The 20,039-nt window shown below is 72.1% G+C and carries 17 protein-coding genes; 3 read left to right on the forward strand and 14 right to left on the reverse strand.

All coding sequences use genetic code 11. The annotated features are described in order from the left end of the window. Positions 1 to 791: 791 nt before the first annotated feature. From ACWKZU_RS18330 to speB, 3 genes are read right to left on the reverse strand one after another with little or no spacing between them, the layout of a single operon-like run. Positions 792 to 2,216, reverse strand: coding sequence for a purine-cytosine permease family protein (locus tag ACWKZU_RS18330; RefSeq protein ID WP_449283777.1), 1,425 nt, complete (start codon positions 2,214 to 2,216; stop codon positions 792 to 794). After that, complete coding sequence (locus ACWKZU_RS18335; RefSeq protein WP_449283778.1) at positions 2,213 to 2,671, reverse strand: YybH family protein; 459 nt, start codon at positions 2,669 to 2,671, stop codon at positions 2,213 to 2,215. The genes ACWKZU_RS18330 and ACWKZU_RS18335 overlap by 4 nt, the downstream gene beginning before the upstream one ends. A gap of 47 nt (positions 2,672 to 2,718) precedes the next feature. Next, positions 2,719 to 3,666, reverse strand: a complete 948-nt coding sequence (gene speB / locus ACWKZU_RS18340; RefSeq protein ID WP_449283779.1) for an agmatinase — start codon at positions 3,664 to 3,666, stop codon at positions 2,719 to 2,721. Between the two features lie 149 nt (positions 3,667 to 3,815). On the opposite strand from speB, the gene ACWKZU_RS18345 reads away from it, so the two are divergent. Then, a complete protein-coding gene (locus ACWKZU_RS18345; RefSeq protein WP_449283780.1) occupies positions 3,816 to 4,397 on the forward strand; it encodes a helix-turn-helix domain-containing protein in 582 nt (193 codons plus the stop codon). 69 nt (positions 4,398 to 4,466) lie between these two features. Beyond that, positions 4,467 to 5,120 (forward strand): SGNH/GDSL hydrolase family protein, encoded by a 654-nt coding sequence (locus ACWKZU_RS18350; RefSeq protein WP_449283781.1) that lies wholly within the window; start codon positions 4,467 to 4,469, stop codon positions 5,118 to 5,120. 51 nt (positions 5,121 to 5,171) lie between these two features. On the opposite strand, the gene ACWKZU_RS18355 is transcribed toward ACWKZU_RS18350, so the two are convergent. The 3 genes from ACWKZU_RS18355 to ACWKZU_RS18365 are packed head-to-tail and all read right to left on the reverse strand — an operon-like array spanning position 5,172 to position 7,941. Further along, positions 5,172 to 6,287: a zinc-binding dehydrogenase gene (locus tag ACWKZU_RS18355; RefSeq protein ID WP_449283782.1), complete on the reverse strand. Its 1,116-nt coding sequence runs from the start codon at positions 6,285 to 6,287 to the stop codon at positions 5,172 to 5,174. A gap of 2 nt (positions 6,288 to 6,289) precedes the next feature. Beyond that, on the reverse strand, positions 6,290 to 7,774 hold the full coding sequence (locus ACWKZU_RS18360) for a purine-cytosine permease family protein (RefSeq protein WP_449283783.1): 1,485 nt from the start codon (positions 7,772 to 7,774) through the stop codon (positions 6,290 to 6,292). Next, positions 7,771 to 7,941 carry a hypothetical protein gene (locus ACWKZU_RS18365; protein WP_449283784.1) on the reverse strand — a complete coding sequence of 57 codons (171 nt, stop codon included), beginning with the start codon at positions 7,939 to 7,941 and terminating at the stop codon, positions 7,771 to 7,773. Before ACWKZU_RS18365 ends, ACWKZU_RS18360 begins: the two co-directional genes overlap by 4 nt. Before the next feature lie 218 nt (positions 7,942 to 8,159). Between ACWKZU_RS18365 and ACWKZU_RS18370 the strand changes: the two genes are divergently transcribed. Then, the gene (locus tag ACWKZU_RS18370) at positions 8,160 to 9,158 is read left to right on the forward strand and encodes an Lrp/AsnC family transcriptional regulator (RefSeq protein WP_449283785.1); all 999 of its coding nucleotides are present in this window, start codon (positions 8,160 to 8,162) and stop codon (positions 9,156 to 9,158) included. A gap of 9 nt (positions 9,159 to 9,167) precedes the next feature. Here the strand turns inward: ACWKZU_RS18370 and hpf are convergent, their stop codons facing one another. The 8 genes from hpf to ACWKZU_RS18410 all read right to left on the reverse strand — a co-directional run bounded on the left by hpf (position 9,168) and on the right by ACWKZU_RS18410 (position 19,874). Then, on the reverse strand, positions 9,168 to 9,800 hold the full coding sequence (gene hpf / locus ACWKZU_RS18375; RefSeq protein WP_449283786.1) for a ribosome hibernation-promoting factor, HPF/YfiA family: 633 nt from the start codon (positions 9,798 to 9,800) through the stop codon (positions 9,168 to 9,170). Between the two features lie 18 nt (positions 9,801 to 9,818). Continuing rightward, on the reverse strand, positions 9,819 to 10,667 hold the full coding sequence (locus ACWKZU_RS18380) for a ComF family protein (RefSeq protein ID WP_449283787.1): 849 nt from the start codon (positions 10,665 to 10,667) through the stop codon (positions 9,819 to 9,821). 233 nt (positions 10,668 to 10,900) lie between these two features. Continuing rightward, the gene (locus tag ACWKZU_RS18385; protein ID WP_449283788.1) at positions 10,901 to 12,637 is read right to left on the reverse strand and encodes a GerMN domain-containing protein; all 1,737 of its coding nucleotides are present in this window, start codon (positions 12,635 to 12,637) and stop codon (positions 10,901 to 10,903) included. 2 nt (positions 12,638 to 12,639) lie between these two features. Then, on the reverse strand, positions 12,640 to 14,328 hold the full coding sequence (gene mtrB / locus ACWKZU_RS18390; RefSeq protein WP_449283789.1) for an MtrAB system histidine kinase MtrB: 1,689 nt from the start codon (positions 14,326 to 14,328) through the stop codon (positions 12,640 to 12,642). A gap of 12 nt (positions 14,329 to 14,340) precedes the next feature. Then, positions 14,341 to 15,024, reverse strand: a complete 684-nt coding sequence (mtrA, locus tag ACWKZU_RS18395; RefSeq protein WP_449283790.1) for an MtrAB system response regulator MtrA — start codon at positions 15,022 to 15,024, stop codon at positions 14,341 to 14,343. Positions 15,025 to 15,079: 55 nt separating this feature from the next. Further along, positions 15,080 to 15,517 carry a metallopeptidase family protein gene (locus ACWKZU_RS18400; protein WP_449283791.1) on the reverse strand — a complete coding sequence of 146 codons (438 nt, stop codon included), beginning with the start codon at positions 15,515 to 15,517 and terminating at the stop codon, positions 15,080 to 15,082. 77 nt (positions 15,518 to 15,594) lie between these two features. Continuing rightward, positions 15,595 to 16,992 (reverse strand): DUF5719 family protein, encoded by a 1,398-nt coding sequence (locus ACWKZU_RS18405; RefSeq protein ID WP_449283792.1) that lies wholly within the window; start codon positions 16,990 to 16,992, stop codon positions 15,595 to 15,597. Further along, a complete protein-coding gene (locus ACWKZU_RS18410) occupies positions 16,992 to 19,874 on the reverse strand; it encodes a glycosyltransferase (protein ID WP_449283793.1) in 2,883 nt (960 codons plus the stop codon). The genes ACWKZU_RS18405 and ACWKZU_RS18410 overlap by 1 nt, the downstream gene beginning before the upstream one ends. Between the last annotated feature and the right edge of the window lie 165 nt (positions 19,875 to 20,039).

Below are 20,039 nucleotides of genomic sequence, written 5' to 3' on the forward strand. Positions count from 1 at the left end.
ACCACAAAAACTGCGATCAATGCCGGGGATTAAATAAATTGGCATATGACAATCAAGTGCACACTATTGAGTTCTCAAAGACCAGACACCACCCGTCACCCCCAAACCCAACGGCCTGAAAGCTCCGAACAGCAACCTGTCCAGCTTAGCACATGTCCTGTGCTCGCTGCGCATTCAAAAGAACCGGACCGCTTCTGCTGTCCGGCTCCGTCGCGCTGACAAGGGAATACATTACGCGGATCGGGGGTGCCCCGCAACACAGAGCAGGATCCCGGGCGTGTCTCCGCATGATTCCGCCGAATCGCCGTTTCGACACCGTGCGGCCGCTTGCCCGCAATCCGTCCCGAAGTACCCCGAAATCAGCCTTTCGGCTTCGAAAGCAGCGTATCCCGGGCGCGCCGCACGCAGTCCGGGCGCCCCGTCGTCGGTATTCCTCGCCGAGCTCCGCAGACCGGGCCGCAGGCGCCCACAGACCGGCCCGCTGACCGCCCCCTCTGCCCGGGCCGTTGACCGATCCGCCGCACTCTCACGCCGCACCTTGCTCACCGACGCCCGGCCGAGATCCCGATTCTGGTCGCTATCTCCTCCCGGAAGCGACCAGAATCGGGATCTCGGCCCGGACGGGTAGCGGGGTGGTGGGCGGCGGGTGACGGGGGCGGGCGGGTGGCGGGGCAGCGGGGGGGCGGGCGGGAGGGCCTCCCCGAACAGCAGCGCCGCCCCGGGTCCTCCTTCGCAGGAGGATCCGGGGCGGCGCGACCCGATGGGTCGGAGACCGGCGAAGCGGAGAGCGATCAGCCGCCCACGCGCAGCGCCGACGTCTCGTCGGCGCCGTCGAGCAGGTGGCCCGCCGGCTCCGCGTCGCGCGGATCCCGCAGGCCGAGCGCTCCGCTGCGGCCGATCAGCACCATCAGCCCGAGGTAGAGCAGGAAGCTCACCGCGAAGGCCGGGATGTTCGCCCCGATCGGGCTCGGCGCCACGTAGGCGAGCACGTAGGAGAGCACGGCCCCGAAGACCCACACGAAGACGGCCACCCAGTTGAAGCCGCCCGCGTACCAGTACCGGCTCTCGGGGCGCTCGTGCAGGATCTGCCGGGAGTAGCCGCGGCGCTTCAGCAGGTAGTAGTCGGCGATCATGATCGCGAACACCGGCACGAAGAAGGCGCTGATGACGAACAGGAAGTCGGTGAACTGGCTCAGCAGCCCGAGGAAGGTGGAGCCGATCACCGAGATCACGCCGAGCACGAGCGCCGTCGGCAGGAACTTGAGGTGCCACTTCGACTGCGCGTTGACCACCGAGGTGACCATGCCGAACACGACCATGGTGTTGGTCGCCATGACCGAGAGGAAGATCGCGATGCCGAGCGGCCAGCCGAACTCCGACACGATCACCGAGGGATCGAACGGCACCGCCTCGTCGCCCCGCAGCAGCACGGCGCTGAAGGCGACCAGGCCGAGGAACATCGAGATGCAGGTCGACAGCGTGTAGCCGATCCCCGAGCCGACGATGCCCGCGGCGCTGCTCTTCGCGTGCCGGTTCATGTCGGCCGAGAGCACTGTCCACGAGATGGCCGTCGCGATGACCATGTCGAGGGTGATGAACGGGGTGCCGCCCAGCGACGCGTCGACGGGGATCGCCGCGAACTCGCTCGGGCTGAACGCGCCGAAGGCCGCCGCGAAGACGAAGCCCATGACCACGAGGATCGCCAGCGCGAGCCAGGGCTCGACCCGGGAGATGCCCGTGTGGCCGAAGATGGCCAGCACCACCACGATGGCCTGGCAGATCGCGGAGAAGAGCATCGGGTTGGAGAAGCCCGTGGCCTGGGCGATGAGGTAGTTGATCGTGACGCCGGCGAGCATCGCCTGCACCCAGCTCCACCCCATGAGGATGATGAGGTTGGCCGCTGCGGGGATGAGGCTCCCCCGGATCCCGAACGCGCCGCGCGTGAGCGCCATCGTGGGCAGGCCCGTGCGCGTGCCCATGTTGCCGATGAGCACGAGCACGATCACGCCGATGAGCGTGCCGAGCACGATCATCGTGGTGGCGGTGCCGAAGGACACCGCGGGCGTGAAGAGCGTGCCGGTGAGCAGCGTCGTCACGACGAGGTTCGCGGCCAGCCAGATCATGCCGATGCGCAGCAGCGACTGGGTGCCCCGCACCGGGCCGGCGGAGTCGTCGTGGCCGTCGAGGTTGACGGCCATCGTCTCGGGACTGCTCATGATGCGTTCTCCTGTTCAGCGGGCGCGGCGGGAGCGGGCGCGGTCGGATCGGACGAGACCGGATCGGGCACCGTCGAGAGGTGCTCGTGGATCGCGACGAGGCGGCCCGCCTCGTCGGCGCGGAAGACGATGCTCTCGCGCTCGACATAGGAGTCGGGGCCGTCGGCCGAGTCGATGCTCGTGGCGACGGTGTGGCTGAACACGGCGCCGCCGGGGAACGCCTGCACCAGGCGATCGCTCGACTCGCAGGACGTCACCCGCCAGCCGTCGGCGAGCCAGCCGGCCCAGAGGGCCTCGTACTCGGCTCGGGAGTTCAGGCGTGCGGCCTCGGGGTGGAAGACGAACGCGGCGTCTTCGGAGAAGCCCGCGAAGTAGGCCTCCGTGTCGGTCGCCGCGAAGGCGTCGATGATGGCGTCGGCCGCGGCGAGCACCGCGCCCTCGTTCGGGGTATGCATAGGAACACTTCCTCGGATTCGTGGTGCGGGACTCGCCGTCGGCGCACTCAGTCGCGCGCGGCCATCGCCGTGATCAGCTCGTACACGACGTGGCTCGCGGCCACTGCGGTGATCTGGGCGTGGTCGTACGCCGGGGCGACCTCGACCACGTCGGCGCCGACGATGTTGAGGTCGGCGAGGCCGCGGAGGATCCGCAGCAGCTCGCGGCTCGTGAGCCCGCCGGCCTCCGGAGTGCCGGTGCCGGGGGCGTGCGAGGGATCGAGCACGTCGATGTCGATCGAGATGTAGAGCGGCTTGTCGCCGACGCGGGCGCGGATGCGGTCGAGCGCGGCGGGCACGCCGTGCTCCTCCACGAACTCGGTGGTGACGATCTGGAAGCCGAGCATGGCGTCGTCCTCGAGATCCTGCTTGCCGTACAGCGGGCCGCGGATGCCGCCGTGCATCGACGCGGTCATGTCGATGAGCCCCTCCTCGGAGGCGCGGCGGAACGGGGTGCCGTGCGTGGTGGGCGCACCGAAGTAGGTGTCCCAGGTGTCGAGGTGGGCGTCGAAGTGCAGCACCGCGACGGGGCCGTGCTTCTTGTTGATGGCGCGCAGCAGCGGCAGGGCGATCGTGTGATCGCCGCCGATCGTGACGATCTTGTCGACCTTCTCGCCCAGTTCGGTCGCCGCGTCCTCGACGGCTTTCACGGCCTCGTCGAGGCTGAAGGGGTTGGCCGAGACGTCTCCGGCGTCGACGACCTGCTTCAGCGCGAACGGCGACGCGTCCTGCGCGGGGTTGTAGGGGCGCAGCAGGCGCGAGGCCTCGCGCACGTGCGCGGGGCCGAACCGGGCGCCGGGACGGAAGCTCACCCCGCTGTCGAACGGCACGCCGACGACGGCGATGTCGGCCGCCGGAACGTCCTCGATCCTGGGCAGCTTGGCGAACGTCGCGATGCCTGCGTAGCGAGGCGTGAGGCTCGCGTCGACCGGGCCCTGCGGAGTGTGGGAAGTCACGGTCCCATCCTTTCTGAGTTGCCTTATAGTAAACAAGTGAGTTCCATGAGTGAACTTCCACACACTATAAGCTGGATCCCGCGCCGCGGTCAACGTCGCCGCGGGGCGACCAGCGAGCATCGCGCCCCGCGCGAAGAAAGGCGGCGAACGTGCGGCCCGTCCACCCGACCGCCGGCGACGAGCCGGTGCGGATCGGCGCGCAGCTGCGCTCGTCACGGCTCACCCAGGGCCTCACGCTCGAGCAGCTCGCCCGGGCGACCGGCCTCACCAAGGGGTTCCTGAGCCGCATCGAGCGCGACGAGACGATGCCCAGCGTGCCGACGCTCGTGCAGATCTGCCAGGCCCTCTCGCTGGCCATCGGCAGCCTCTTCGCCGAGCCGGACATCCAGCGGGTCGCGCTCCCCGAGGCGCCCCGCATCAACATGGGCGGCACCGGCGCCGACGAGCGCCTCGTCACGCCGCGCACCGAGGATCGCGTGCAGGTGCTGCGATCCTCGCTCTCGCCGCACGCGAACGGCGGCAGCGCGCTCTACACGGTCAACTGCAGCGTCGAGTCGCTGCACATCGTCTCGGGTGAGATCGAGCTCGTGTTCGCCGACCGGCAGATGACGCTGGGCGAGGGCGACACCGTCACCTTCCCCGGTCGCACGCCGCACACCTGGCGCACCGGAGCGGCGGGCGCCGAGGCCGTGTGGGTGCTCGTGCCCGCCGCCTGGAGCGGATCGACCTGACGCTTCCCGCCGCCGACGTCTCGGAGGCGCACTCAGCGAAGTTCCCGCCTTCCCGCCTACGCTGCCGCTATGGCTCGACGCCCGGCTCTGGCGACCGCGGCGGCGGTGTGCCTCGCGCTCACCGCCTGCGCCGCGATGCCGCCGCGCGCGGAACCGCCGCCCCTGCCCGACCCCGGGACGGGCGCGATCCGCATGGCCGCGGTCGGAGACTCGATCACCGACGGGGACAGCATGGACCTCGCCGGAGGAGTGCCCGGCCCGCAGTCGTGGGTGAGCTACGCGATCGCCCCGGAGATCGAGTTCGTCGGCGGCTGGGCGGAGTGGGGCGCGACCACCGAGCGGATGGCGGAGGCCGTGCAGCAGCCGCTCGACGCGGACGTGCTGGTGATCCTCGCGGGCACGAACGACGCCGGCGGAACTCCCCACGAGCGGATCGGCGAGCACCTCGCCCGAATCGTGGAGGCGGCCGGCGTCGACTCCGTCGTACTGTCGTCCGTTCCGCCGAACGACTACGCCCTCGGAATGACGGCCGAGCTGAACGGGTACCTCGAGCGGCTCGCCGCGAGGGAGGAGTGGACCTGGGTGGACGCCGCCGCGGGGCTGCGGAGCGGCGACCGCTATGCCGAGGGCATGAGCTACGACGGCGTGCACCCGACCGAGGAGGGCGCTCGCGTGATCGGCGAGGCCATCGGCGCGGCGATCCTCGATGCCGCCGGCCGGTGAGCCGCGTCCGCGAGCGCGCGACGCGGCTCACCGGCCCCGATCACTCCGCGGTCACTCCTCGAATACGATGACGCTGCGCGTGCGTTCGCCGCGGCGCATCGCGTCGAACGCCTCGTTCACCTCGTCGAGCGGCACCCTGGCGCTGATGAGCCCGTCGAGCGGCAGCGCCCCCGAGAGGTAGGCCTGCGCGATCCGAGGGAAGTCGCGCGCCGGCACGAGCCCGCCGTAGTTCGATCCGATGATCGTCTTGCCCTCGTAGGCAAGCAGCAGGCCGTCGATCTCGAGCTTCCGCCCCTCGGGGGGAAGCCCCACGAACACGGCCCGCCCGCCGGGGCGGATGAGCGACGGGAGCTGCTCCATCGTCTGCACGCGCCCGATGGCCTCGAAGGCCGCATCCGCGCCGCCGCCGGTCAGCGCCGCGACCCGCTCGGAGAGATCCGGCCCGCCGAGGAGCGTGTGCGTGGCACCGGCCCGCGCGGCCTCCTCCAGCCGCGCCTCGGAGACGTCGACCGCGATGATCGGCGTCGCACCCGCCAGCCGCAGCGCGGCGATGATCGAGAGGCCCACGCCGCCCGCGCCCACCACGACGGCCGACTCGCCCGCGACGACGCGCGCGTTGTTCGCCACCGCGCCGTATCCCGTGCCGACCGAGCACCCGATCAGGCTGGCGACCGCGAAGGGCACCTCCGGATCGATGCGGATCGCGGCGAACTCGGGGACCACGACGGCCTCGCTCATCGCTCCGACCGCGAGATAGGGGTACGCGGGCTCGTCCGCGCCGTCGCGCCACCGGGTCGTGCCGTCGGGCAGCAGCGAGTCGTTGGATCGGGCGTGCAGGCACGCCCACGGCTTGCCGCCCGCGCACTCGCCGCAGCGCTGGCAGGCCTGGTGCCAGGCGATGATCACGTGATCCCCGATCCCGAGACCGCGCACGCCGGGCCCGACGGCGTCCACCACACCGGCCGCCTCGTGGCCCATCACCGCGGGCAGCGGCACCTGCCACTCCCCCTCGAGCACGTGCCGGTCCGATCCGCAGACGCCCGCGGCGTGCACCCGTACCCGCACCTCCCCGTGCGACGGGGCGGCGAGGCGCAGCGTCTCGACCCCCAGGCGGTTCCCGTCGTCGCCGCGGAAGACCGCCGCGCGCACCTCGATGGACTCCGACATCCTCAGTTCCTCCCGGCGGTCGCGAAGGTATCGGGCTCGCGGTACGCACCGCGGCCGCGGCGCACGTACAGCAGGTGGTTGAGCACGAGATAGCAGACGATCGCGATCGCGACGGTCGGCACGGATGCCGTGCCGTACTGGAAGAACGGCTGCGTCTCGAGCGTGATGGGGTTGTAGACCCAGAGGTAGAAGACCGAGGCCGCGGCCACCGAGACGAGGGCCGCGAGGTTGACACCGCCGGTGAAGCGCAGCGGATCCCCCGCACCTGAGGCGTAGAGCGCCCGCAGCGGCAGGCGCTGGCGGCGCGAGATGAAGTAGTCCGCGATGATCACGCCGCAGATGGCCGCGATGAACGCGCCCGAGACCACGACGAAGGTCATGAACTTCTCGTACATGAAGGCCGGGAAGAAGCTCAGCACCGCGGGCAGCACGAGGAACGCGGCGCACAGCACCGGCCAGCGCAGCCGCGCGAGCGCCCCGCCGCTCGACTGCTTGAGCGCCAGCACGGTCGAGTAGGCGATGGAGGCCATGCTGGTCACGTTCGCGAAACCCACGAAGAGCAGGGTGAGCACGCCGAGGATCGGGCCGCCGAGCGGCACCATCCACGCCGTCGGATCCGCCTCGCCGATCATGAGCGCCGCCGCCATGCCGACGATCTGCGCCACCACGGTCCCCAGGAAGATGCCGCCGTAGGCCGGCCACAGCGCCGCCTTCGGGCGGCGGGTGAGCCGCGACAGCGTGCCCATCACCGGCCACCATGACAGCCCCGCGCCGAGGTTGAACTCCACCGCCATCATGAAGTTGAGCTGCTCGTTCTCGAACGGCGCCATCGCCGGCGCCTCCAGCAGATCGGCCCACGAGTGCTGCGACATGAGCAGCACCATCATCAGCACCACGATCACGATGAGGCCCGGCGCGACGAAGCGGTTGAGCCGGCTGATCGTCACGGGTCCGCGCGAGAGCACGACCCAGCCCGCGACGATGGCGGCGAGCGCGAACACGGTCACGAGCGGTCCGAAGGAGTCGAGCCCGGTGCCGAAGGCCTGGTTGGAGATCTCGGTGAAGGCCCGCCCGAACATCACGCCCAGCAGCGACGTCCACCCCATCTCGACGAGCAGCACGACGGTGAAGACGATGATGCCGACGCCCACCACGCCGAACACGGACTTCAGAGCCCGGTACTGCTCCACCCCGAGCCGCTGGCTCAGCACGACGCTGCCGAGAGCCATGATCGCGAGGCCGATGCTGTTGCCGATGAGCATCGCGGCGATGCCCTCGACGAAGCCGACGAGCAGCACCGTCGCACCGCCCGTGAGGAACGCCCACGTGGCGATCGCGAGGCTGATCGTGACCCAGCTGAAGTCGCCCGCGCCCCAGACGCGCTCGTGCTTCAGGAGCGGCAGGGAACCGTAGGTGGCCTCTGCGGCGACGGCCTGCTCGACGCGGAGGGCCTGCGTCTCGGTGAGCTCGCGCTCCGGCCCGGTCACAGCAGTGCTCCGATCCAGGCGATGACCGAGATCCCCGCGACGACCGCGAGGAACACCGCCAGGCTGCGACCGCTCAGCGCTGCGTGCGCCGGGTCCGAGGCCTCCGCGGTCTCGATCTCCGCCAGTCGTCGCTCGAGTTCCTCCTCGAGCCGAGTCTGAGTACTCATCTTCGGACAAACCTCCTCGTGCATCCGTTCCACCCGTGCGGAATCTGGAGACAGCTTAGGTCGACGCCCATCCGGTCGCAAAGCAATTATTCACTTCAAAAGCGGGGTTTATGCGCATATGAACACGCCGACGCCTATTCACGATCAGACCCCATGGATACGGCATGCATTCATGCATAATTGTCGGCAGGGCACCGAGGAGTTCCGGAGGGAGAGCGATGGATCAGCACGACGATTCCGCGGAGATCAGGCCGCGGATCCTGGATGCGCTGCGGAGCAACGGGCGCGAGAGCTACTCCCGCATCGCCTCCCGTCTCGGCGTCACGCGACGGCAGGTCACGCACGTCGTGCAGCGCGCGATCGAGCAGGGCGAGCTGCGGCTGACCGTCTCGATCAGCCCTGATCTGCTCGGTCTCGAGCGCTTCGCCTACCTGCAGCTGAGCACGGACGGCCCCATCCGCCCGATCCGCGAGGCGCTGACCGCGATGCCGGAGACGACCTTCGTGGCGGACATCAGCGGGGCGTACGCGATCGACGCCGAGATCCGCGTCGGACGGGATCCGCACCTGCGCGAGACCGTCGACGCGATCCGCGGGCTTCCGGGCGTGCGGGAGGTGCGCACCCACCTCTACGAGAGCATCGAGGTCAACCTCTACTCCCCGCTGCGCACGGGTCGCACCGGTTTCGAGATCGACGACGCCGATCGCAGCATCGTGCAGCGGTTGCGGGAGGACGGCCGGGCCTCCTTCAGGGAGCTCGGCGACGCGGCGGGCATCTCGCCGAGCGGCGCGCGACTGCGGCTCGAGCGGCTGACGCGCCACGGGGCGGTGAAGGTCGTGGGCATCCCCGTGCGCGGCAGCCGCTCCGAGATCCCCTCGCTGGGGGTCGGGATCCGGGCGCGGGGGCGCCTCGAGGACGCGATCGCGCACGTGCGAACGCTCGACCCCGAGTTCCTCGCCGTCACCATCGGCGACTACGACCTCATCGCGACGCTCTCCGCCGGCAACCCGGACGAGCTGCTCGATCTCGTCGACCGGCTGCGCCGTCACGGGGAGATCTCGTCGATCGAGACCTGGGCGAATCTGCGCATCGCGAAGGAGCAGTACGGCGAGGGGGATCGGATCGGCGCCGGGGATCGGCGCGGGGGCCCGGAGGCCCCGGGCGGCGGACACGCGAACGGGCGGCCCCGCCGCGCACCGCAGCGGGACCGCCCGTGAAGATGCGGGTCACTCCTCCGTGAGGGAGATCACCCCGTAGTTCCATCCCTTGCGGCGGTAGACGACGCTGGGGCGACCGGACTCGATCTCGATGAACAGGAAGAAGTCGTGTCCCACCAGCTCCATCTGGTCCACCGCGTCCTCGACCGAGAGGCGCTCCGCGGGGAACTCCTTGCTGCGGATCACGACGGGCGTGTACTGCTCATCGCTCGAGTCCCCGCTGGTGACGGGGATGCTCCCGGTCGCCACCGACTCCAGCACCTCGAGCGGCGCGGGGGTGACGTCGACCATGTCGAAGTCGTGCGACGCCGCATCGGCGAGCGAGGTGCGGCCGCGGCCGCGGCGGTCCTTCTTGCGGTCCTTGACCCGGCGGATGCGCTCGAGCACCCGCCCGTAGGCGATGTCGAACGCCGAGTACTTGTCGCCGCCGGCGGACTCCGCCCGGATCACCGGTCCCGGTCCGATGAGCGTGATCTCGACCAGATCCCCGTGCTTGGGGCTGCGATCGCTCTGCCTGGAGACCTTGACCTCGAACGCCTGGGCCCTGGGCAGCAGGCCCGCCACCTTCTCCGTCTTCGATTCGACATAGCTCTCGAAGCGGTCGGTGATCCCGACGTTCATGCCGCGGATGTTCACGTCCATGGTGACCTCCCAGGTGCCTCAGGCGGGTGGACCAGTATGGCGCACCGTTACGCCTTTCCGGAACTCTACTCCACCCGGCGATGCCGTTTCCACCCGAGTCCCCTCAATCCTGCCGCCGCGCGTGTCACGGCGCTCGGCGACGCACAGCGCGACGACCGCGACGACCCGCGCACCGGCCTCCTCGAGCGCGTTCCGGGCCGCGAGCACGGTCGCTCCGGTCGTGATCACGTCGTCGACGAGGATCACCTCCCGCCCGCGCAGCACCGCCCTCGCCGAGCGGCGCACCGCGATCCGAGCGGCGTTCCGAGCCCGGTCCGCCGGCCCGAGCCCCACCTGGCTGCGCCGCCCGCGCGTGGTGCGCAGCGCGTCGACCCGCAGTGCGGCGATGCGGCGCGGGCGCCCGGACTCGCGCCCGCCCCGACGCCCCGTCCCGTGCGCACCGCCGCTCGGCGCACGGTCTGCGCGCATCGCGGCGCCCAGCAGCAGGTCGAGGTGCCGGTAGCCCCGCTGGCGCACTCGTGCCCGCCGCGAGGGCGCGGCGACGATCACGGGCGGCGCCGGACCCGTGCAGAGACTCAGCGCCGCGAGGAGCGGGCGCCGCAGCTGCGGCCCGAGTTCGCGGGCGAAGCCCGTGCGCCCCTCGTGCTTGAGCGCCACGAGCAGCGCCCGCAGCGGTCCGTCGTAGACTCCGCGCACCGCGCAGGGCACCCCGAGCGAGGGGTGCAGCAGGGGCGCGGGGCGCTGCAGCTCGACCAGGCACGGCAGGCAGCAGTCGCGGTCGGGCTGCCCGCAGCAGACGCACGCGGTCGGCCACACCAGCGCGAGCAGGTCGAGCCGGAGCTCCCGGAGCAGCAGTGCGAGATCCATACCGCCATGATCGCGCCGGACGACGCGGGCTCCGGACGGGATCCACGGATCCGTGGAGAACTCCACCCACGGCGAGCGGACCCCGCGCCTGTGGGCGGAGCAGCGATGCGCCAGCGGGGAAGGCCTCCGCGCGGAGTCGCGGCCACCCGGGTGCAGATGGATCCTGCGATCCCCTTCGGGGCCGCGGGACGACGGAGTCGGGGCGCGGCCCCAGGACGGGCCGGGCCGCGCCCCTATCCCCGCTTCGCCAGCAGCGAGATGTCGTTCTCCGAGCGCTGCCAGCCGCTGGCCTGCGGCGCGAAGAGATCCTCGCCCTCGCCGAGCACCCGCAGCTGCGTGCGCCCGCCGCCGCCGCTCACCTGCCAGCCGCCCGGTACCGAGCCCTGCTCCGTCGAGAACTGCCCCACGCCGCCGATCGTCACCTTGCTCGCGGCGCCGAGGCCCGTGAGGGTCGCGAACCGCAGCTGCCCCATCCAGTCCAGGTCGACCGGGTCGCCGGTGGCCCACAGCTGCACGTCGGCCTCCTCCGTCGTGGCGACGGGCACGCCGTTCTCGTCACGCAGCACCCCGGCGACGAGCACCTGGCTGCCGTCGTCGCTCGGCACGAGCGCCGCGACCCGCGCGCCGTCCGGCGACACGCGCACCGCCACCGGCTCGCGGCCCGCCAGCCACGGCGCCGGGATCGAGGCGGAGGCGCCGTCGGGCGCCGTGACGCGCAGCGTCCTCGCGTCGGACGACTGCACCGTCCAGACGTAGCCGAGGAAGTCGAACGCGGGCGCGAGCAGATCCCGCCGGTCGTCGACGAGCAGCGCCCCGTCGTCGCTCACGAGCACCACGCCGTCGTCGTTCAGCAGGGCGACGGCCTGCTCGCCCGGCGAGAGCGTCACCGCCTCGGGGTCGTAGTCGGCGACCGTCTGCGCGAAGCCCTCCAGCGCACGGAACTCGCCCGACACGATGGTGCCGAGCTCCCCGTCGATCAGCACCACGGGATCCGAGAACTGATTGACCTGCCGCGGGGCTCCGGCGTCGCCGTCGGGGGTCTCGCGCAGCGGGGTGCCGTCGACGAACAACTCGAAACCGGTCACCCCCCGCACCGACTGCAGCGTCGCCTTCACCTGCTCGCGCACCTCGGCCATCGCGGTCGGCCCGGCCTCGAGCATCGCACCGGTCAGGTCGATCCGCGCGACGCCGTCGGTCACCTGCACCGAGTTCGTCACCAGCGCGGTGCCCGCCGGGAACCCGCTGTGGACCACCTCGCGCACACGTTCGCCCGGACCCTCCAGCAGCGCGCCGACGAGCTCGGTGACGAGGGCCGATCGTGCCAGGTACCACCGCGTCTCGGGCACGAGCACGTTGCCCGGCCCCACGAAGTAGAGCTGCTGCTGCGACCAGAGCGTGCCGAACATGCTGCTCTCGAGGATGATCCCCGCGGGGGCCGATGAGATGCGCCAGTCCTCGCCCACCCGCTCGAACTCGAAGCGCATCTCGGTGCTCGGCCCCGGCTGCACGGGCAGCATGACGCCCTGCGCGTCCACCTTGGCGACCGCGGCGAGCGACAGTACGCCGGCCGCCTCGCCGTCCTGGCGGTAGGGGCGGCTGCCGTCGGCGATGAGCACGCCGTAGTAGGGATCCCACTGCGCGGCGTAGTCGGCGGTGAGGAACTCGCGCGCCACCGCGTAGTCGTCCCGGGGAGAGCTCGCCGCGATCACGAAGCCCTGCACCAGGTCCTCCTGGCTGGCGCCCGCGACCGGCCCCACCGGGTTGTACTGCACGACCTGCTCGGCCTGGCTGAGGTCGGTGAGCCCCACCTCGACGGGGCCGCTGCTCGGGATGGCGGTGCACCCCGCGAGCAGCACCGCGGCGGCGAGTGCCGCGAGCCGCGACCCCGTCCGCGCGGCGGCGGTCCGGGATCGAGCCCGCCGGCGTCCCGCACCGGTCGGCGCCCCCCGCCCGTTCAGCGGATTCGGCATCGTCATCCTCCTCGCCTCTCCTTCCGGATGCGGCGCCAGGGCCGCCGCAGCCACCCGCCGGTGGCCTGCGGATCCCCGGCCTCGGCCACGTCCTCGGGCACGAGCGGCAGCGGCGACATGAAGTCGTTGACGCTGTCGCCGCGCGGCAGCGTGAGCCTGAAGTTCGAACCGCCGCCCAGCTGCGACCACGCCTCCAGGATGCCGCCGTGCACCGCGGCGTCCTCCTGGGCGATGGCGAGCCCGAGGCCGGTGCCGCCGAGCGTCCGCTTGCGCGAGGGATCCGCCCGCCAGAAACGGTCGAAGACGTGCTCGACGTCGCTCGCGCTCATGCCGATGCCCCAGTCGCGCACCGCGATCGCGACGGCCGAGGCGTTGGAGTCGATGGAGACGACGATGGGGCGGCCCTCGCCGTGCTCGATGGCGTTGCCCACGAGGTTCGACACGATGCGGCGGATGCGGCGGGCGTCGACGTCGATGGGGGTGTAGCCGCCGAGCGCCCGCACCTCGATGACACCCTTCGAGAGCGGCTGCAGGCCGTCCACCACCTCGTGCGCGAGCGTGACGAGATTCGTCGCCTCGGTGTCGAGCGTCACGCGGCCCGCGTCGTATCGGGAGATCTCGAGCAGGTCCTCGAGCAGCGACTCGAAGCGCTCGACCTGGGCGCCGAGCACCTCGACGGCGCGCTGCTGTCCCGGCTCGAGGCCGCCGGACGACCCCTGCAGCACCTCGCTCGCGAGCCGGATCGTGGTGAGCGGGGTGCGCAGCTCGTGCGAGACGTCCGACACGAAGCGCTGCTGCATCTCCGAGAGCTGGTCGAGCTCCCGGATGCGGGCCTGCAGCGTGTCCGCCATGTCGTTGAACCCCTCGGAGAGCACGTCGAAGTGCTCGTCGTTCTGGCGCGGCATGCGGGCGTCGCTCTCGCCGGCGGCCAACCGGCGGCTCGTGTCGGCCGCCGCCCGGATCGGCCGGAAGACGATGCGCGACATGATCCACACGAGGATGCCGATGAACGCCATCATCGCCGCCGCCGCGATGAGCAGGGTGCGCTGCACGAAGCTCAGCGTGTCCTGCGTGTCGGCGAGGTTGTAGCCGATGAAGAGCTCGTAGGTGCCGGCGCCGGCCGGGAAGGCGAGGGTGGATCCGACCACGATGCCGGGCGCCGGGGTGTCGTCCTCGGCGACGAAGGTGACCGGCTGCCAGTGCTGCGTGCCCGTCGCCACCGCGTTCGAGAGCTCGGAGCTGACGGCGTCGGGGAGCATCGGGTTCGTGTTCGAGGAGGGCGGGGCCTCCGGGAACGGGGACTGCCCGGGCTGGCGTCGCAGGTACACCATCTGGCTCGCCGAGGTGTCCTGCACCGTGCGCCGCACTGAGGCGGCCAGCGAGGTCAGCGCACCGCGGTCCGTGGCCTCCGAGGCGTCGATCATCCGCTGCGCCGCGAGCGTCGCGCGCGCCGAGTCCTGCAGCGCCTGGTCCCTCCGGGACGAGTAGAGGTCGTCGCTGATGCTGGTCAGGATGAACACGCCGGCGACGAGGATCACGAAGCCCGTCACGAGGCCGGTGATGCTCATGGTGCGCACCATGAGCGAACGCGCCCAGCGCGCGCGGAACGGTCCGAGCACCGGCTGGGTCAGCTTGATCCAGCGCACGCGGAGCCGGCGCAGCGCCGCGGTGAAGCGGGACCGGCCGCGCATGCGCACCACCGCCTACTCGACGGGGGCGCCGGCGCGATACCCCACGCCGCGCACCGTCGTGACGATGGTGGGGTGGTCGGGATCCTGCTCGATCTTGGCGCGCAGGCGCTGCACGTGCACGTTCACGAGCCGCGTATCCGCCTTGTACTGGTAGCCCCACACCTTCTCGAGCAGCACCTCGCGCGTGAACACCTGCTGCGGCTTGCGGGCGAGGATCGCGAGCAGGTCGAACTCCAGCGGGGTCAGCGGGATGGGCTGCGATCCGCGCCGCACCTCGTGGGCCGAGACGTCGATCGTGAGGTCGCCGATGCGCAGGGTCTCCGCGGCGTCCTGCTGCGGCTCGCGCAGCCGGGCTCGGATCCGCGCGATCAGCTCGGCCGGGTTGAACGGCTTGACGACGTAGTCGTCGGCGCCTGCCTCGAGTCCGCGCACCACGTCGCGCGTGTCGGTGCGCGCGGTGAGCATGATGATCGGCACGCCGGACTCCGCCCGGATCAGCTCGCACACCTCGATGCCGTCGAGGCCGGGCAGCATCACATCGAGCAGCACGAGATCCGGGCGCATCTCGCGGAACTTCTCGATCGCCTCGGTGCCATCGGCCGAGCTCTCGGTGACGAAGCCCTCGCCCTGGAGCACCATGCCGAGCATCTCCGCCAGTGCCCTGTCGTCGTCAACCACCAAGATGCGCGCGCTCATGAATCCCATTATGGCCGCAAAGCCGTGAAGCCGCGCTCGCTCTCCCGGAGCGCCGTCAGTAGTGGTCGAAGCGGCCCGGCAGCAGCTCCCAGGGCTCGCGTCCGAGATACTCGCACACCGCCTGGTAGACGCAGTGCTCGATGAAGTAGCGCCGGTGCTCGTCGTCGTCGACGTGCAGCCCGCGGGCGCGCTGGATCGGCATGCGGTAGAGCATGATGGTGCGCGCCTCCCGGTCCACCGCGTACAGCAGCGGGAACCGGCTCGCCTGCTGGCCGGCCGGCGCGGTCTGGAACCCGAAGCGCACACCTCGCAGCTCGTCGGGGAGATACGACTGCAGCAGCTCGACGGCCGCGCGGGCGTCGGTCTCGAAGCGGGTGAAGCGGCTGCGCGGATCGGGCAGGCTCGGCCCCGTGAGCGAGGAGCGCACCGGGCGGCGGCCGTGCCGCCGCTGCACGCGCACCGCGCGACGGGACCTGCGCTCACGACCGAACATGCGCCTCAGTCTAGTAGCGCCCGCGCCGCCGGGTTCCGACCCGGCGCGAGCGGGTCGCTCGGCGCGCGGGCCCGCCCCTACCGCGTATAGACCGTGAGCTCGCCGTCGCGCGGATCCGGAGCGAGCACCGGGTATCCGGCGATGGTCCCCTCGCCCAGATAGCGCACCCCCGCGTGCAGGGGGGCCGAGCTCGTGAGCACCGCGGCGCCGGGCGCGCGCACCACGACCGCGGCGCCGGCCGGGATCCTCGCCGTGCTCGTGCGGCCCGCGCCGTCGGCGCGCGCGATCTCCACCTCGGCGTCCTCGGCCCCGGGGTTCACCAGTACGAGGCGGCCGCCGGAGACCAGCGGCGCCGCCACCGGCTCCCCCACGGCGATCTCGGGAGCGGGCACGAACCACTCGTAGTCGTGCTGCTCGCTCTCCGTCGACGAGCCGAGCGCGGATGCGAGCACCGGCACGTCGGCCTCGACGATGAGCGCGTTCGCCCCGCCGGGCCAGTGGGCCACCCGCGCCTCGCCGACGGCGTCGGCCGTGAGCTCGATCTGCCCGACGTCGGTGCTCCGGCCGGTGCGGTCCACCGCGCGCAGCCGCACCGTGCCGCTCTCGCCGCCGGGTGCGAACGCGCGCACCACCACGGGGAACTCGTCGCCCTCGCCGGAGTCGCTCGGACCGTGCTCGTGATCGCTCACGTTCGCGATGCCCGGCAGCACGAGCCGCAGCCCGGGCGCGCTCTGGCGGGTCACCGAGGAGGCGGCGAAGGGCGAGATGCCCTCCACCTGGCCCACTCCGAGGCTCGCGGTGACCGGGGCCCCCGTGCTCTCGACGCGCACCGCGATGCGCTCGCGATCCGGCGCATAGCCGTTCAGCGACACGATCTGCTGCGCGCCCGGGGCGACGAGCACGCCGGCCGACTGCACGGCGTCGACCGCCCCGTTCTCGTCGAAGACGGTGATCTGCACGGTCGCGGGCACGGAGCCGGGGTTGCCGAGGCTCAGCGTCGTCGAGATGCCCGTCGTCGTCGCGCCGCCCAGCAGCCACTGCTCGTTCAGCGGATCGGCGCAGGCGCTCGCGACGACGCCCTGCAGGTTCTCGGTGTCGACGGCCTGGATCTGCGCGGCGGCGAGCGGATCCGAGAGGGGCGCCGAGAAGACGCCGGGCAGGCCGGCGCCGCCCTCCGACCGCGTCAGCTCGGCGCCGCCCGCGGCCGCTCCCGCGACGGCCACCGCCGGGGTGCCGGTCGGGATCGCGACCCCCGGGCGGCTCGTGTCGGCGCCGAGCTCGGCGAACGAGCCCGCGCAGACGAGGCTGCGCGACGCGTTCTGCGTCGTGTCGACGGTGATGGCGAGCGGATCGCGCGTCACCTCGGGGAGCGTGACGGTGCCGAGCAGCGCCAGCGCCGCCGCGCAGGCGACGACCACGACGAGGCCGGTCGCGGCTCGCGCGCCGCCCCGCAGCATCCGGGAACGATCGCCCATCACTTCGCCTCCCGCCGCTTCGGCCGTTTGCGCTTCTCGGGCCGCCAGGCCACTTCGCCGGTCGGCAGGGCGAGCAGCAGCACCCCCAGCAGCACGACGAGCTGGATCGTCCAGATCGTGTGCCCGCTGAGCGAGGTGCCGCCGAGCCGGGTCGCGGCGTCGCCCTGCGCTTCGCTCTCGGTCTCCGGATCCACCACCCGCCACAGCAGCCCCTGCTCGGTGAGCCCCGCGCTCGCCAGCGCCGAGTGCTGGTCGAAGACGCGCTGCAGCTCGGCGCGCTCCTGATCGCTGCCGCCCTGCTGCAGCAGCACGAAGCCGATGCTCTCCTCGCGCAGGTCGGCCCGCATGTCCTCGCCCCCGACGCTGGCCAGTCCGCCAACGAGCTCGGCGAGCCGCCGGTCCTCGGGCGTCTCCTCCGGAGCCGCGAGCGCCGTGCGGATCGCGTCGAGCCGCAGCCCCGCACCCGTGATCAGTTCGGCCCGCACGCTGTGCGAGGCCTCGGGCGTGAGCACGAGGGTGCGCACCCCGGGGTCCGTCTCGCCGGCCGCCTGCACGAGCGCAGGCATCTGCGCGCTGCTCGGCTGGAACGGCACCTGGTCGAGCAGCAGCTGCGAGCCCACCGGCACCACTGCGACGAGGGCCCCGACCAGCGCGACGCCGACGACGGGAGCCGCCGCCCGGCGCAGTGTATCGGCGCCGACGGCGGCGAGGCCGAGCACGGCGAGCCAGTACACGGCGAGGCCGGACCCGGTCCACAGCGCGACGGTCTCATCGCCCTTCACGGTGAGGTGCAGCTGGCCCGCGGCGATCGCGGTCGCCATGCCGAGTCCGCCGAGGAGCGCGTGGAACAGCGACACCGCCACGCGTCCGGTGAAGAGGCCCAGCAGGGCGAGGAGCGCGATGGGCAGCATGAGCACGCCGACCAGCAGCGTCGCCGGGGGGCCGCCGAGGCCGATGACGTCGAGGATCCCGGCCCAGCCCTCCAGCCCGAACTCGGGGAAGCCGAGCAGCAGGTGCCAGGTGGTGCCGGATTCGAAGGGCGTGACCACGCCGGGATCGAGCAGCAGGTCGAGCGGGCGGCCGTCGACGAGGCTCGTCACGATCTTGGGGGCGAAGAGCACGAGCGGCACGAGCGCGGTCGTGAGCACGCGGGCCACCCCGCGCAGCGTGGTGAAGAGGCCCGCCACCAGCAGCACGAGCGCCGCGGGGATGAGGATCGGCGCGGCCGCGAGCGCCACGGCCGCGAGCAGCGAGGCGGTGCCGGCCCAGCTCCACGACTCCCGGCAGCGGGTGGCGGCCAGCAGCAGCCAGGGCAGCACGACGGTCAGCACGAGCGTGGGCAGGTGCCCGCCCTGCAGCGAGCCGAGCAGCACGGGGCTCAGGGCGAAGCCGAGGCCGAGCAGCGCACGGCCGGCCTTCGACTCGGTGAGCTGGGCGGCCCAGATCCAGCCGCCGAGCGCCGTGAGTGGGATCGCCGCGACCATGAGCAGCACGACCGCGTGCGACGGGTTCCAGAAGGTGAGGGTGCCCAGCAGCGCGAGCACCCAGGTGAACGGGTCGGCCGGCACCCCGTCGAGCGTGCGGGTGTTCCACCACAGCTGGTCGATGGGGTTGAGCGGGGCCAGACCGCCGCCGAAGAGGCTCGTCTGGGGCAGGGCCCACCAGGTGAGCGCGACCGCCGCCGCCACGGCCGCGACGAGCACGGCGAGGCCTCCCGAGGAGATGAAGTGCAGCTCGCGCCGCTGCCTGCCGGTGGAGGCGAGGATCGCCTCCCGGTCGATCATGCGGGCGGTGCGCACGCTCTTGGGGTCCACGCGCAACTGCCGGATCGCCGCCCAGCCGAGGGTGGACTGCTTGCGGATGCGGCGCCGCGACGCGATGATGGCGTGCGGCCGGAAGAAGACGGCGAACGCCGACACGAACTCCCCCAGCATGTAGCCGGGCTGTTCGCGGATCAGCGCCCACAGCACGCGCAGCACCGCGTAGACCGGCAGTCCGAGCCACTCGAAGAACGCGACGAACGCGGGCGCGTAGGCGATGCGCCGGTGCAGGTGGGAGGTGCGGGCCTGGCGGTGGGCCGCGCGCATCACCGAGCGGCGGCGGTCGATCCTCGGACCCGCGACACCGCTCTGGGCGAATCGCACGCGCGAGGCCGGCGCCACCTCGACCCGGTACCCGGCGAGGCGCGCCCGCACGCAGAAGTCGAGGCCGTCGTCGTAGACGGGCAGCGCGGGATCGAAGCCGCCCAGGCGCTCCCAGACGTCCCGGCGCACGAGCATGCCGACCGGGCCGACGCCCAGCACGTCCTGCAGGTGGTCGTACTGCTGCTGGTCGAGCTCCTGCCGGCGCAGGGTCCAGCGCGAACCGTACCGGGTCAGGCTCTGCCCCAGCTCGATGATGTGCTCGGGTCGATCCCAGTCGACCAGCTTCGGGCCGGCGACGACCACGGAGGGCGCTCGCTGCACGCTGCTGACGATGTGCTCGAGCGCCTCGGGCTCGGGGCACGAGTCCTCGCTGAGCAGCCACAGCCACTCCTCGATCTCCTCGTCGACGGCCGGGCCCGCGGGCCCGCCGGGTTCCGGCGGCGCGGCCTCACCGCCCGGCTCGGCGCTCGCGGCCGCCCCGTCGGCCCGACCGGCCGGCGCCACCGCGGCTTCGACGCCGCGCGCCACCGCCTGGCCGTACGAGAGCCGCCCGGGGACGCCCACGACGCGCTCCGCGCCGCTGACCATCAGCTGCTCCCCGAGCCGCTCGGAGCCGCCGTTGTTCACCGCGATGACGGCCGCCGGTGCGACGGTCTGCGCGGCGATGCCGGCGATGGTCTGGTCGAGCCACTCGCCGCCCCGCTGGGCGACCAGGATGGCGGTTACTCTCGTGCGCATATGGCGCTCAGTCTAGGCGCGCGGGATGCGCGAGGCCTGGAGCCATGCCCGGCGAGGTGCAAAAGCGGCCCGGATCCGCCCCGCCGGACGATCGCTGCGAGGCGCGGGCGGAGCCGAGATCGCGGGATCCGGGTTCCGACTCGCTCCGCTCGCTCACCCCGCGAC

The organism is Leucobacter sp. (genome assembly GCF_053528595.1).